The sequence below is a fragment of the Alphaproteobacteria bacterium LSUCC0719 genome (assembly GCA_040839025.1).
Taxonomy (GTDB): domain Bacteria; phylum Pseudomonadota; class Alphaproteobacteria; order Puniceispirillales; family Puniceispirillaceae; genus UBA8309.
In genome coordinates this window covers 436697-450129 of sequence record JBFPJN010000002.1, presented here as the reverse complement: position 1 = coordinate 450129, position 13433 = coordinate 436697, and the positions used below count along the sequence as shown (strand labels likewise).

General features: G+C 60.6%; 12 protein-coding genes and 1 tRNA gene. 8 read left to right on the top strand and 5 right to left on the bottom strand.

Translation table 11 applies throughout. The features are described 5' to 3' along the window. Positions 1 to 10 precede the first annotated feature (10 nt). A complete protein-coding gene (locus AB3X55_06780; protein ID MEX0503283.1) occupies positions 11 to 1456 on the bottom strand; it encodes a TrkH family potassium uptake protein in 1446 nt (481 codons plus the stop codon). Between the two features lie 190 nt (positions 1457 to 1646). Next, entirely contained in the window at positions 1647 to 2279 is a 633-nt protein-coding gene (gene folE, locus AB3X55_06775) for a GTP cyclohydrolase I FolE (protein ID MEX0503282.1), read from the bottom strand. 193 nt (positions 2280 to 2472) lie between these two features. On the opposite strand from folE, the gene AB3X55_06770 reads away from it, so the two are divergent. Next, positions 2473 to 2548 (top strand) — tRNA-Gly (locus tag AB3X55_06770). Positions 2549 to 2649: 101 nt separating this feature from the next. Here AB3X55_06770 and AB3X55_06765 read toward each other — a convergent pair. Genes AB3X55_06765 through AB3X55_06755 form a run of 3 tightly spaced genes read right to left on the bottom strand, consistent with a single transcriptional unit; the run spans position 2650 to position 6302 of the window. Further along, positions 2650 to 3435: a xanthine dehydrogenase family protein subunit M gene (locus AB3X55_06765; GenBank protein ID MEX0503281.1), complete on the bottom strand. Its 786-nt coding sequence runs from the start codon at positions 3433 to 3435 to the stop codon at positions 2650 to 2652. Between the two features lie 11 nt (positions 3436 to 3446). Further along, entirely contained in the window at positions 3447 to 5831 is a 2385-nt protein-coding gene (locus tag AB3X55_06760) for a xanthine dehydrogenase family protein molybdopterin-binding subunit (GenBank protein MEX0503280.1), read from the bottom strand. Between the two features lie 3 nt (positions 5832 to 5834). Beyond that, positions 5835 to 6302, bottom strand: coding sequence for a (2Fe-2S)-binding protein (locus AB3X55_06755; GenBank protein ID MEX0503279.1), 468 nt, complete (start codon positions 6300 to 6302; stop codon positions 5835 to 5837). Positions 6303 to 6594: 292 nt separating this feature from the next. Between AB3X55_06755 and AB3X55_06750 the strand changes: the two genes are divergently transcribed. The 7 genes from AB3X55_06750 to bmt all read left to right on the top strand — a co-directional run bounded on the left by AB3X55_06750 (position 6595) and on the right by bmt (position 13431). Continuing rightward, positions 6595 to 7458 carry an AAA family ATPase gene (locus AB3X55_06750; protein MEX0503278.1) on the top strand — a complete coding sequence of 288 codons (864 nt, stop codon included), beginning with the start codon at positions 6595 to 6597 and terminating at the stop codon, positions 7456 to 7458. Further along, on the top strand, positions 7455 to 8759 hold the full coding sequence (locus AB3X55_06745) for a VWA domain-containing protein (GenBank protein ID MEX0503277.1): 1305 nt from the start codon (positions 7455 to 7457) through the stop codon (positions 8757 to 8759). The genes AB3X55_06750 and AB3X55_06745 overlap by 4 nt, the downstream gene beginning before the upstream one ends. A 10-nt stretch (positions 8760 to 8769) precedes the next feature. Continuing rightward, positions 8770 to 9792 carry an XdhC family protein gene (locus AB3X55_06740; GenBank protein ID MEX0503276.1) on the top strand — a complete coding sequence of 341 codons (1023 nt, stop codon included), beginning with the start codon at positions 8770 to 8772 and terminating at the stop codon, positions 9790 to 9792. Then, entirely contained in the window at positions 9789 to 11453 is a 1665-nt protein-coding gene (locus tag AB3X55_06735; GenBank protein MEX0503275.1) for an NTP transferase domain-containing protein, read from the top strand. The genes AB3X55_06740 and AB3X55_06735 overlap by 4 nt, the downstream gene beginning before the upstream one ends. A 140-nt stretch (positions 11454 to 11593) precedes the next feature. Then, positions 11594 to 12106, top strand: a complete 513-nt coding sequence (locus tag AB3X55_06730) for a peptidase, family C56 (GenBank protein ID MEX0503274.1) — start codon at positions 11594 to 11596, stop codon at positions 12104 to 12106. Positions 12107 to 12148: 42 nt separating this feature from the next. Next, positions 12149 to 12376 carry a DUF1289 domain-containing protein gene (locus tag AB3X55_06725; protein MEX0503273.1) on the top strand — a complete coding sequence of 76 codons (228 nt, stop codon included), beginning with the start codon at positions 12149 to 12151 and terminating at the stop codon, positions 12374 to 12376. 29 nt (positions 12377 to 12405) lie between these two features. Further along, positions 12406 to 13431 (top strand): betaine--homocysteine S-methyltransferase, encoded by a 1026-nt coding sequence (gene bmt, locus AB3X55_06720; GenBank protein MEX0503272.1) that lies wholly within the window; start codon positions 12406 to 12408, stop codon positions 13429 to 13431. Positions 13432 to 13433: the final 2 nt, after the last annotated feature.

The following is a 13433-nucleotide window of genomic DNA, read 5'->3' as shown; positions in this document are numbered from 1 at the left end:
GTGGGTCCGGCTAACGGCGCCAGAACCCCGGATTGAGCATGACCAGAACGGTGAACAGCTCCAGCCGGCCAAGAAGCATGCCAAACGCCATGATCCATTTGGCCAGATCGGGAAGTGACGAGAAATTGCCCTCGGCACCGATCAGGTTGCCAAGTCCGGGCCCGACATTGCTGATCGACGTGGCGGCACCTGACAGGGCGGTGATGAAATCAAGGCCAAGGGCGCCGAGAAGAATTGCCAGAATGACGAAACAGAGGATGTAGAGGTAGAAGAACCCCATTACCGAATCCATGACCTCGTTCGGTACCGGTCGCCGGTTGTAATAGGCCAGGATCACCGCGTGCGGGCGCAGCAGACGGCCAATCTGCACCCGTGCCGTTGTCGCCAGAACCTGCAGGCGGAACACCTTGATGCCACAGGTTGTCGAACCGCCACACCCGCCGATAAACATGGTGATCAGCAGCAGCGTCGAGGCAAACCCGCCCCAGGCCGAGAAATTCGCACTGCCATAGCCGGTTCCCGTCATGATCGAGACAGCGTTGAAGCTTGCCTGGCGGATGGCGGTGGCAACAGGCATGCCGTCATTGCTCAGGAACCAGATCAGGGTCAGCACAACCAGGGCAAGAAGCGCCAGGAACCAGCGCACCTGTGGATCCTGAAGAAGCGGCCGCCAGCCACCACGGACCATCGCCAGATAATGTGCAAAGGGCAGACTGCCGACAATCATGCCAAAGATGATGATCCATTCGATGGCCACCGAATCAAAGGCCGCAATCGATGCTGTCCTGGTTGAATAACCGCCGGTCGCGATTGTGGTCATGGCATGTGCGATGGCATCGAAATTGCTCATCCCGGCCACTGACAGCATGATTGCCCAGCCTGCCGTCAGCCCGGCATAGACAAGCCCGATTCCGCCGGCAAGCTGGGTTGCGCGCGGCACAACCTTGTCGGCTGTATCATAGGATTCGGTGCGGAACAGCTGCATCCCGCCAACCGACAGCATCGGCAGCACAGCCATTGCCATGACGATGATTCCAACCCCGCCAAGCCATTGCAGCAGGGCGCGCCAGATCAGGATCCCGGGCGATGCCATTTCAATGGTCTGAAGTACGGTCGATCCGGTGGTGGTGATGCCCGACACGGACTCAAACACCGCATCGGTGACGCTGAGCTGCAATTCACAGAACATGAAAGGCAGGGCACCGAAAATCCCGATGGAAATCCAGGACCCGTTGGTCAGCAGAAATGCCTGCCGAAGACCGAGATCAAAGGCCTCGCGCTGTGATGTGGCAAGCCATATCGATACGCCGACAAAAGCGGTCAGCAGTGCCGACAGTGCAAAGACCTGCCAGTCGGAAGATCCGAAATACAGATCCACGCACATCGGGATCAGCATTGCCGCCCCCAGAATGGTGGTCAGCAGGCCAAGGATGTTCAGCACCGGTGAGAGGATCATGTCTCGGGCACCCGTTGTTCCCTATATTGCGGGCCTCATGTTGCGGACCAGTTTCATGGCCCGGGTGTGTGGGCCAAGTGTTTGGGCCAAAGATACAGGCCGGCGTCACCGGAGCATAGCCGATCACCCCATAAGGTCACACAAAAATCCGGTGGCTGGCAGATAATTGCCGGCTGGCGGTGGCGCCGGCCTAGCCGTGCCGCGCCTCGTTCAGGAACCTGTCGCGAAGGTCGCGGTCATCCTGGAATATGCCGGTAAAGCGGGTTGTTATCATTGATACATCGGGCTTGTGAACGCCGCGCGTGGTCATGCACTGGTGCTGCGCGTCGATCAGCACTGCCACGCCGCGCGGCTGCAGCGCCGTCTGGATGCAGTCGGCGACCTGCGCTGTCAGCGTTTCCTGGGTTTGCAGACGGCGGGAAAAACTGTCCAGCACACGGGCCAGTTTTGAAATGCCGACAACGCGCCGGTCCGGCAGATAGGCGATATGGGCCGTGCCAAGGATCGGCACCAGATGATGCTCGCAATGGCTTTCCATGCGGATCGAGCGCAGCATCACCATGTCGTCATAGCCCTCGACCTCTTCGAAGGTGCTGCTCAACAGCGCTGCAGGGTCATCATCATAGCCGGAACAGAATTCTTCCCAGGCGCGAACAACGCGGGCCGGCGTATCCACCAGCCCTTCACGCGCCGGTGATTCGCCCATCCAGCGCAGCAATGTCTCGACAGCGGCCTCGGCCTCATCACGAGACGGACGCGTGGCGGTCTGTTTCCGACCGGCTGGTTTGGCGGGTTTGCCGGTGCCATTGTCATACGGTGTCATCACATTCCTCTGCCGCGACGTACCCTGCTGGGGCATGTTTCACCTCAGCCTATATGGAGGCAATGGAGGGGTAAGGCAACAGGTTAGGTGCCGGCCGGGCTGTTTCTTCGCGAACATGGTGCCTTTGCGTAAAACATGGCATGCGGGCAAAAGACCTTGCCTTCACCGGTGCAACGACTAATCTGACCGGCATGCGGGTGTAGCTCAGTTGGTAGAGCACGAGCTTCCCAAGCTCGGGGTCGCGGGTTCGAACCCCGTCGCCCGCTCCAGTATCTTCGGGTCCATGCGCCGACGGGATGATGCGATCCCGGCATAAAAAAGGGGCGGGAATTCCCGCCCCTCTGTCATGTCCGGCTGTCAAACCGCTGCCTCAGCAGGCGGCAACCGCACGTTTCGCAATTTCACGAACAAGATGCGCCCGATAATCACCAGAGGCGTGGATATCGCTGATCATCTCGTCGGCGTCGACCGCAATGCCGTCAAGCGAGGCGGCATCAAAGCTGCTGTCAAGTGCGGCTTCCATCTCGCCATGGCGGAAGACGCCGTCACTGCCGGCCCCTGTCACGGCGACCCGGGTTCCGGTGCCGGTGCTGGCGACAAACACCCCGACCATGGCATAGCGCGATGCCGGGTTGGGGAATTTGACATAGGCTGCCTTGCCGGTTTTCGGAAAGCTGACGGCGGTGATCATCTCGTCATCCTCAAGCGCCGTTTCGAACATGCCGACAAAGAAGTCATCCGCCGCGATGTCACGCTTGTTGGTATGGACAGTGCCGCCAAGACCGAGAACAGCCGCCGGATAGCAGGCGGACGGGTCGTTGTTGGCCACCGAACCGCCAATGGTGCCGCGATTGCGAACCTGCCTGTCACCTATTCCACCGGCCAGAGCGGCCAGCGCCGGAATGGATGTCTGCACCAGATCGGATCCGGCCACATCGACATGCCTGGTCATCGCGCCGATACGGATTGTGTCACCCTTGTTCTCGATTCCGGCAAGCCCGCACCCGGCAAGGTCCACCACCTTTTCAGGGCTGGCAAGCCGTTGCTTCATCGTCGGGATCAGCGTCATGCCACCGGCAAGAAGCTGACCGCCATCTGCCAGTTGCGCGGTGGCGTCATCGACGCTGCTGGCCTTCACATAGGTTGTGTGATGCATGTTCCTTCTCCTTATTCTGCGGCTTCGGCCTGTGCGGCACTGATCGCGCGCCAGACCTTTTCAGGCGTTGCCGGCATCGACATGTCGGTGATGCCAAGTGGCGCCAGCGCGTCGATGACGGCATTGATCAGCGCCGGTGGCGAGGCAATGGCCCCGGCCTCGCCGCATCCCTTGACCCCGAGGTCATTATGCGTGCAGGCAGTCACCGTATAATCGACCTTGAAGTTTGGCAGATCATCGGCGCGCGGCATGCAATAATCCATGTAGGACGCCGTGATCAGCTGGCCCGTTTCATCGTAATGGGCGTTTTCCAGAAGCGCCTGGCCAACGCCCTGGGCGATACCGCCATGCACCTGACCCTCGACAATCATCGGGTTGATCAGATTGCCGAAATCATCACAACAGGCCCAGTCGACAAGCGCGACAACGCCTGTTGCCGGGTCGATCTCGACTTCGGCAATATGCGTGCCCGACGGATAGGTGAAGTTCAGCGGGTCATAGAACGCCGTTTCCTCAAGGCCGGGTTCCAGCCGGTCATGGGGATAATTGTGCGGGACATAGGCCGCCAGTGCGATCTCGCCAAACCCCTTTTCGGTGTCGGTGCCGGCGACCGTGAACTTGCCATCGGCAAAGACCACATCGGCATCGGCTGCCTCCATCAGATGCGCGGCGATGATCTTCGATTTCTCGATCACCTTGTCGACAGCCTTGACGATGGCGGCCCCGCCAACGGCGAGCGAGCGCGACCCGTAGCTTCCCATGCCGAACGGGATCCTGTCGGAATCGCCATGAATGATCTCGACGCTGCCAATATCGATGCCAAGCTTGTCGGCGACAATCTGGGCAAAGGTGGTGTCATGACCCTGGCCATGGCTGTGGGTGCCGGTGAATACATTGACGGTGCCTGTCGGATCGACACGAACTGTTGCCGATTCATAGAGCCCGACCCGCGAGCCGAGCGCGCCGGCAACCGCCGACGGCGCGATGCCGCAGGCCTCGATGTAACTCGACAGGCCGATGCCACGATATTTGCCACGCGTGGCGGCTTCGGCACGGCGGGCCTCAAAACCCTTGTAGTCGATCATCGCCAGCGCCTTGTCCAGCGGCGCCTCATAGTCACCGATATCATATTGCAGCGCCACCGGTGTCTGGTAGGGGAAGGCGTCCTTTGGAATGAAGTTCAGACGGCGGAATTCGGCCGGGTCCATGCCGACCTGACGGGCCGCGCTGTCCATCACCCGCTCCAGAAGATAGGTTGCCTCCGGCCGGCCGGCACCGCGATAGGCGTCAACCGGTGCGGTTGTCGTCGCCATGCCCTTCACATTGGTATAGATCGCCGGGATCTTGTAACAGCCCGACAGCAGCGGGGCATGAAGAATGGTTGGCGTCACTACCGAAAAGGCCGACAGATAGGATCCGATATTGGCCATCGTATCCACCCGCAGACCGGTGATCCGGTTGTCCTTGTCAAGCGCCATCCGGACCTTGTTGATATGGTCGCGGCCATGCGCGTCGGCAAGGAAGGATTCGCTGCGGTCGGCTGTCCATTTGACGGGGCGCTTCAGCTTCTTGCTGGCCCAGGTGCAGACAGCTTCCTCCGGATAGACATAGATTTTCGATCCGAATCCACCGCCGACATCAGGTGCCACGACACGGAGCTTTGATTCCGGGATGCTGAGCATGAAGGCCCCGATCACGAGCCGCGTCAGATGCGGGTTCTGCGAGGTTGTGAACAGGGTGTAGGAATCATCGATCGGATCATATTCCGCCAGCGCGGCCCGTGGTTCCATCGCGTTCGGGATCAGCCTGTTGTTGCGCACCTCCAGTTCGACAACGGTCGCCGCCGAATCAAGCGCGGCTGCGGTTGCCGCCTCGTCGCCAAGCTCGAAGTCGAAATACATGTTGCCCGGCACATTTTCATGGATCTGCGGACCGGACCCGGCATTCGCAAGATCAACGACCGGAGCCAGCACATCATAATCGATTTCGACCAGCTCGGCGGCATCCATCGCCTGCGCGAGGCTTTCGGCAATCACCGCAACAACATGGTCGCCGACATAGCGTACCGCGCCATTCGCCAGAATCGGATGCGGCGGCTCATTGGTTGGCGAGCCGTCGCGATTCGTGACAACCCAGCCACAGATCGGGCCGCCAATGCCGTCGGCGGCGACGTCTTCGCCGGTGAAGATGGCAACCACACCATCGGCCGCGGCGGCGGCTTCGGTCCGGATGGCCTTGATGTTGGCATGTGCATGAACCGAGCGGATGAAATGCACATGAAGCTGGCCGGGCCGGTTGATGTCAGCTGTGTAACGGCCGGACCCGGTCAGGAACCGCTTGTCTTCCTTGCGACGTACCGAGGCACCGATACCGTCTTTGATGCTTCCCTCAGGCATGGCCTATTCTCCCATCATTTTGGCGCCGGCCTGAACGGATTTCACAATATTGTGATATCCGGTACAGCGGCAGATGTTGCCCTCAAGACCCTCGCGAACCTCTGCCTCGCTGGGGTTGGGTTTGTTTTTGACAAGTTCAATTGCACTCATGACCATGCCAGGTGTGCAGAAACCGCACTGCAGGCCGTGATTCTCGTGAAAGGCCTGCTGCATGGGATGCAGCCCGTCGCCATTCGCGATTCCCTCGATTGTCGTGACATTCGCGCCTTCGGCAGCGGCAGCCAGCATGGTGCAGGATTTCACGGATTCGCCATCGACATGAACGACACAGGCGCCGCACTGGCTGGTGTCGCATCCGACATGCGTGCCGGTCAGGCTCATTGTTTCCCTGATGAAATTGACGAGAAGTGTATTGTCAGGCACGTCTGCGCTGACCGGTTTCCCGTTCAATGTAAGACTCACGGTTGTCATTCCATTCCTCCTTAATTCGCAGCACGGTTTGTATATTCTCTGCTGATTTGCAGTCTCACCCTTGAATATCGTCCAATCTTGCAGACATCATGTAAACAGTTTTATGTGCACAATGGCGTGTACAGCTGTGGCAAATCGTTTCGCCGCCATACGGTGTCCGGATGTTTATGCGGCGAAAATGGCGCTTGGACCGGCGTTCAGACTGGCGGGCACACGAACCAAAGCCGCACAAGGGGCGCAGCGTAAGGAGGGCCCGATGATCCCGGAAACCGTGGCATCGCTGATCGAGGATATGGCGGCGCGGGACTATATCCTGTCCGAAGGACTTGCGGTGAGCCTGTTCCTCGGCCTTCGCAGGCACCGGCCTCTTTTTCTGGAAGGCGAAGCCGGTGTTGGCAAGACAGAGGTCGCCAAGACCCTGGCGGCGATGCTTGGTCGGCGCCTCATTCGCCTGCAATGTTATGAAGGGCTGGACATCGCCGCCGCCGCCTATGAGTGGAATTATGCGCGCCAGATGATAGAAATCCAGAGCGCTGGCAAGGGCCAGCTGTCGAGCGCCGATCTGTTTACGGCGGACAATCTGATCGAGCGCCCGCTTCTGGAGGCGTTGCGTGAAGATGAAGCCGGGGCACCGGTTCTGCTGATCGACGAGCTGGACCGTGCCGACGAGGCCTTTGAGGCCTACCTCCTGGAAATTCTCTCGGACTGGCAGGTGACGATTCCCGAATTCGGCACCGTAAAGGCCGCGGCTCCACCGATTGTCATCATCACCTCGAACCGGACCCGGGAAATTCACGACGCGCTGAAACGCCGCTGTTTCTATCACTGGGTCGATTATCCCTCGCTACAGGATGAGCTGGCGATTCTGAAACGTCGCGCACCCGAAGCGCCAGCCGATCTCAGCGAACAGGTGGTACGGTTTGTCCACAAGCTTCGGGCCGCGAATCTGTTCAAGGCCCCCGGGGTTGCTGAAACAATCGACTGGGCGCAGGCGCTTGTCGAGCTGGATTGTGTCGCCATTGATCCGGCGCAGGCTGATTCGACGATGGGTGTGCTGTTGAAATACCAGGATGATATCGCGCGGATCACCGGCACCGAGGCGGCGCGTATCCTGACCGAGGTTCAGGCAGAAATGTCAGGATATCGAACCGGATGACCATGCGTGACGCCACCATTCTGGAATTTCCGGCCACGCGGTTGAATCAGCGGTCGAATCCGAAGGCATGGCGAGGCATGAAGCTTGCCGAGAATATAACGCTTTTTGTGCGCACGCTGCGGCGTGCCGGGCTGGATGTCGGGCCGGCGGCGGTGCTGGACTGTGTCGAGTCCTGCCGCCAGATTGACCTTGGCAATCGCGGGGAATTCTATCACACGCTGGCAAGCTGTGTTGTGAAACGGCCGGAAGACAGGTTGCTGTTTGATCAGGCCTTTCACATTTTCTGGCGCAACCCGCGACTGATGGAAAAAATGCGCGATCTTCTGCTACCGACGCTGGCGCGTGAGGGCGAGGCTGAAGAGCCGCCACCGACGTCCCGTCGGGTGGATGAAGCGCTGCGTCCTGATACGCCGTCAGCCGCGCAGGAGATGGAAGAAAATGAACGTGTCGAGATCGACATGTCGATGACCTCCTCGGCGGATGAACATTTCCGCAGCATGGATTTTCAATTGATGTCAGCTGCCGAGATTGCCGAAGCCGAACGGGCCATCGGTGCGATGCGGCTGCCGGTTCCGCATCGTCCCTCGCGCCGCTTTCAGCCGGATGGCAGGCGGGGGCGTCTGTCTTTTCGCCAGACATTGCGCGGCATGGCACGCAAGGGCGGGCTTGCGCTGCCACGTTTCGAAACGCCGCGCCATCGTCCGCGACCCGTTGTTGTGATCTGTGACATTTCCGGCTCGATGGAACGCTATTCCCGGATGTTGCTTCGTTTCACCCACGCGCTGACCCAGCGACGCGGGACGGTTCACAGCTTTCTGTTCGGCACCCGCCTGACAAATATTTCCCGCCAGATGCGCGACCGTGATCCCGATGCGGCGCTTCAGGCTGTCTCCCGTCTTGTCGATGACTGGTCCGGGGGCACCAGGATTTCCAGTGCCATTGCCGACTTCAATCGTGGCTGGTCACGCCGGGTGCTTGGCCAGGGTGCTGTGGTGCTGCTGATCACGGACGGGCTGGATCGTGACGATGACAGCAATCTGGGATTCGAGATGGAAAGGCTGCACAAATCCTCGTCGAGGCTGATCTGGCTGAACCCGCTTTTGCGGTATGAAGGATTCGAGCCGCGTAGCGCCGGCATCCAGCAGATTCTGCCGCATGTTGACGCCTTTGTGCCGATTCATTCACTGTCCTCGATGGCTGATCTTGCCGGGCTGCTTGGGGCCGATCTGCCGGCAAACTGGCAACATCGTGATCTTCATGGGTGGCGTGACAGGCTGCGGGCGGCACAGGCCGGGATATGAGATGGCGGAAATGACCAACCAGAAGGGCGACATGATCACCCCCGGTAACATGATTACCCCCGGAAGCACGACCACCAATGCGGGCCTGTTTCAGATGGCGCATCGCTGGGTCGAGGCCGGCCACGGTGTGGCACTGGCCTTTGTCATGCAGACATGGGGATCGTCGCCGCGCCCTGTCGGCAGCGTGATGGTGGTACGCGATGATATGACAGTCGAAGGTTCCGTGTCGGGGGGGTGTGTCGAAGGCGCGGTGATTGACGCCGCATCCGACTCGCTTTCCACCGGGACCGGCCAACGGCTTGATTTCGGTGTTGCCGATGCCACCGCCTGGGAAGTGGGGTTGTCCTGTGGCGGGCAGATCGCGGTTCTGGTCACGCCGGTATCGGCACAGGGCCTGCCGGCAGATGACCTTGGGACGCTGGTTGATGACATGACGGCCCGCCGGCCCGGCACCGTCAGGTTCGATGCGCGGACCGGCGCGCTGGTGACCGCAACCGGAAGTGATGCCGCGGCGGTGACGGGGCTGTCGGACGACGAGTCATGTTTTACATTTTACCATCAGCCGCCACGGCGCCTGATTGTTGTGGGCGGGGTTCATATCACGCAGTTCCTGGCCCCGATGGCGTGCCAGGCCGGTTATGATGTTGTGGTGATTGATCCACGGGCCGTGTTCAGCACGGAAGACCGGTTTCCGGGAATTACCTGTATGACGGCCTGGCCCGACGAAGTGCTGGACGACATGCGTCCGGATTCGCGGACTGCCGTGGTGACGTTGACCCATGACCCGAAGATCGATGATCCGGGTCTTCATGCGGCACTGGCAAGCGAGGCGTTCTATATCGGGTGCCTTGGATCACGTCGCACCCATGCGGCACGGTGTGAACGGCTTCGCGAGGCCGGCTTTGACGATGGTGACCTGGCGCGAATCAACGGGCCTGTCGGGCTGGATATCGGCGCACGCACGCCGGCCGAGATCGCCGTCTCCATCCTGGCGCAGATGATTGCCGTCGAACGGCAGGGTGAGGCACCATGAAATTCGGTCCTGCGGCCCCGGATGACTGCGACGGTGCCATTCTTGCGCATGCGGTCTATCTTCCCGATGGGCGAATCCGCAAAGGCACCAGACTTGGGGCTGCCGACATTGCGCGCCTTGTCGCGGCTGGCATCGGGTCGGTTACGGTGGCCAGGCTTGAACCTGGAGACATTGACGAGGACAGCGCGGCTGACAGGCTGGCTGCGGCGCTGGCACCGGCCGGGCTGCGGCTGTCGCAGGCGGCGACCGGCCGCGTCAATATCTATGCCGAGGGGCGGGGGCTTGTCAGGTTCGACAGGCGTCTGCTGAAAGATATCAACAGGATTGACGAGGGAATCACGCTGGCCTGTGTGCAGCACAACCAGCTTCTCGAGGATGGCGATATGATCGCCACGCTGAAAATCATTCCCTACAGCCTGCCAGAAGCCACCATCGAAGCGGCCATCGCCATGGCCGGTGGCCTGCCTGTCTTCACATTCAACCCGCTTCGCACACGGCCCTTTGCCCTGATCCAGACAATCGTTGACGGCATCAAGCCGGCACTTTTGTCGGCAACCGAAAAAGTGACAAAGCAGCGGCTTGACCAGCTTGGCTGTTCGCTTGTCGACAGCCGCATCATTGCACATGACACAGCCAGCCTTGCTGCGGCGATTGCCGAGTCACGGCGTCATGGGGCCGAGGCCATGCTGATTTGCGGTGCGTCGGCCATCTGTGACCGCCGCGACGTTGTGCCGATGGCCGTCGAGGTGGCAGGTGGCAAGGTCGACAGGCTGGGTCTGCCTGCCGATCCAGGCAATCTGCTGATGATGGCCAGGCTTGATGGCATACCGGTTATCGGCATGCCGGGTTGTGCCCGCTCACCGCGATTGAATGGCTTTGACTGGGTGCTGCAGCTTGTTCTTGCCGGGATCGAGATTGACGATGACGAGATTGCCGACATGGCCATCGGCGGGTTGCTGATGGAGATTGCCTCGCGCCCACTGCCGCGCAAGATGGTCGAGCGCCGCCGCCCCAGCACTATCGCCATTGGCGGTGTTCTTCTGGCTGCCGGATCGTCCCGGCGGATGGGTGATGTCAACAAGCTGCTGGCGGAGATCGAGGGCGAGCCGCTGGTGCGGCGTGCGGCGCGCGCGATGCTGGATGGTGGCATCATGGATCTGGTCGTGGTCACAGGTCATCAGCATGACGATGTTGTCGCGGCGCTGGACGGGCTTGCTGTAAGCGTGGCGCACAATGCGGACTTTGCCACTGGTCAGGCGGGGTCTGTGGCGACCGGGATCGCGGCCTTGCCAGCTACGGTGTCGGGCGCGCTGATCGCGCTTGGCGACATGCCGTTCATCGCGCCCGAGCTTGTAGCCGAAATGATCCGAGACCATAGCGGTCTTGGTGATCATGAAACCCGTATCTCATTTCCGGTTCATGCGGGCCGCCGCGGCAATCCGGTTCTGTGGGGGTGCGGATTTTTCGATGCGCTTGGCCAGCTTGGCGGCGATATAGGCGGCCGGCAGGTGCTGCGCGAGAACCCGGCCGCTGTCAACAGCATCAGCTGGCATGATGACAGCATTCACCACGATATCGACACGCCGCGCGACCTTGCCGATGCAGGGGCGAACGTGCCGACACAGGCCGGATCGGACAATACGGGCTTGAACCTGCGGTAAAGGGGCTGTATACCGGCGACAAATTTCATCACCGCCTTATGCAGTCACCCGCCTCCGGACATCTACTTCCGAAGTCTGGCGGATGCACTCGCAAGGCCGGTTTGTGAACAACAGACTTTCCCAGAACAGGAGCATGTTAGATGCAGCTTTCCAATTTCACAGGCAAAACCGTCGCCATCATGGTCGCCAGCGGCTTTGACGAGGATACCTTCATCGCCATTCAGCGCGCCATGATGTCCGTCAATGCAAAGCTTCGGGTTATTTCACGCGATGCCGGTTTGACGAATGCCTGGAACGGAAGCGGCTGGGGCATGTCCTATCCGGTTGATTCGACCCTGTCGACCACGCTGGCCATTGATTATGAAGCGTTGATCATTCCGTCGGGCGAACGGCATATCGCCACGCTGATTCCCGAGGCGCACGCCAAGCGTCTTGTCCGCGCCTTTACCCGCGAGAACATGCCGGTATTGATGCTTGATGATGCGGCTTCGCTTCTGGACATTGTCGATATGGCTGTGCCGGCGCGCGATGCCGATACAGGCGTTGGCGTTGATGGCAGGCTGGTTGTTGGCAGCAGCGAGACAATAGATGCCGCGCTTGGCGCCCTGAACAGCGCCATGATGCTGGAAGATGGCGAAAGCGTCGCCGCCTGACAGGCGGATGACGGCTGTGCATGCTGGCAGGGATCAGACAGGATGACCCGTCAGATGGACAACGCAGCCCTTCCCTCGCCATGTATTTCGGTTTGCCAGTTTGATTCGGTTTCGGGTCAGTGTCTTGGGTGTTTTCGTACCGGTGCAGAAATCGCCGCGTGGCGGTCGATGACGCCGGATGCCCAGCGTGACCTTCTTGAATTGCTTCGTGACAGGCGTGCCGCCGCAACCGGCATTGCCAGGCGTTCGACGCGTCGCCGCCGCGGATAGATAATCAGCAGACCGAGAGATTGCTGCCCATGATAACCCTGACCACACTGCTAGCCGAGAGCGGATGGATTCTCGCCGACGGAGCCACTGGCACAAACCTGTTCAACCGGGGTCTGGAGACAGGCTATCCACCCGAACTCTGGAATGTCGAACGTCCGGACGATGTCACGGCACTGCATACCGCCTTCATTGATGCCGGATCGCAGATCGTGCTTACCAATTCATTTGGTGGCACACACCATCGGCTTCGGCTTCACGGGGCGCAGGATCGCGTTGGTGAATTGAACCTCGCGGCGGCACGGCTTGCCAGACAGGCGGCCGATCAGGGGCGGGATCGCCACGGCCATGATGTACTTGTAGCGGGGTCGATGGGTCCGACTGGCGAGCTGTTCGCGCCGATGGGCGCGCTTGACTATGACGATGCCCGCGCCGCTTTTACCGCACAGGCCGAAGCGCTTGCCGAGGGCGGGGCAAATCTTCTCTGGATTGAGACGATGTCGTCGCAGGAAGAGGTGAAGGCCGCCATAGATGCGGCGGCTGCAACCGGGCTTGAGGTGGCTGCCTGCATGACATTCGATACCGCCGCACGGTCGATGATGGGTGTGTCCCCGGTCGATTTCGCGCGTCAGGCGGTCGATTTCGGTGCCAGCTTTGTCGGTGCGAATTGCGGCATTGGACCTGCCGAGCTGCTGCATTCCGTGCGCGAGATGCTGCCGGCTGTTGAGACGCCTGTCATCGCCAAGGGCAATTGCGGCATTCCGGCCTATGTCGATGGCAGCATCCATTATCACGGCACACCGGAACTCATGGCCGATTACGCCTGCTTCGCCCGCGATGCCGGAATTGGCATCATTGGTGGTTGTTGCGGCACCACACCGGATCATGTGGCGGCGATGGCAACAGCGCTTCGCACGACGTCGCCGCGCCCGTTCGACAGTGATGCGGCTCTAGCGGCGCTTGGCAAACCGTGGAAGGACATGCCGGCGGCAGGTGATGCAGGGTCGAATGGTGCTGCCGGGCGGCGCAGCCGGGGCCGCCGCCGCAGCCGCGACTAGCC

Excerpts from the sequence above, each read along its gene's own strand:
- AB3X55_06735 (MEX0503275.1), top strand. The coding sequence starts at position 9,789 with ATGAAATTCGGTCCTGCGGCCCCGGATGACTGCGACGGTGCCATTCTT.
- AB3X55_06780 (MEX0503283.1), bottom strand. The coding sequence starts at position 1,456 with ATGATCCTCTCACCGGTGCTGAACATCCTTGGCCTGCTGACCACCATT.
- AB3X55_06740 (MEX0503276.1), top strand. The coding sequence starts at position 8,770 with ATGACCAACCAGAAGGGCGACATGATCACCCCCGGTAACATGATTACC.
- AB3X55_06765 (MEX0503281.1), bottom strand. The coding sequence starts at position 3,435 with ATGCATCACACAACCTATGTGAAGGCCAGCAGCGTCGATGACGCCACC.
- AB3X55_06730 (MEX0503274.1), top strand. The coding sequence starts at position 11,594 with ATGCAGCTTTCCAATTTCACAGGCAAAACCGTCGCCATCATGGTCGCC.
- AB3X55_06750 (MEX0503278.1), top strand. The coding sequence starts at position 6,595 with ATGGCGGCGCGGGACTATATCCTGTCCGAAGGACTTGCGGTGAGCCTG.
- folE (MEX0503282.1), bottom strand. The coding sequence starts at position 2,279 with ATGACACCGTATGACAATGGCACCGGCAAACCCGCCAAACCAGCCGGT.
- AB3X55_06755 (MEX0503279.1), bottom strand. The coding sequence starts at position 6,302 with ATGACAACCGTGAGTCTTACATTGAACGGGAAACCGGTCAGCGCAGAC.
- AB3X55_06745 (MEX0503277.1), top strand. The coding sequence starts at position 7,455 with ATGACCATGCGTGACGCCACCATTCTGGAATTTCCGGCCACGCGGTTG.
- bmt (MEX0503272.1), top strand. The coding sequence starts at position 12,406 with ATGATAACCCTGACCACACTGCTAGCCGAGAGCGGATGGATTCTCGCC.
- AB3X55_06760 (MEX0503280.1), bottom strand. The coding sequence starts at position 5,831 with ATGCCTGAGGGAAGCATCAAAGACGGTATCGGTGCCTCGGTACGTCGC.
- AB3X55_06725 (MEX0503273.1), top strand. The coding sequence starts at position 12,149 with ATGACCCGTCAGATGGACAACGCAGCCCTTCCCTCGCCATGTATTTCG.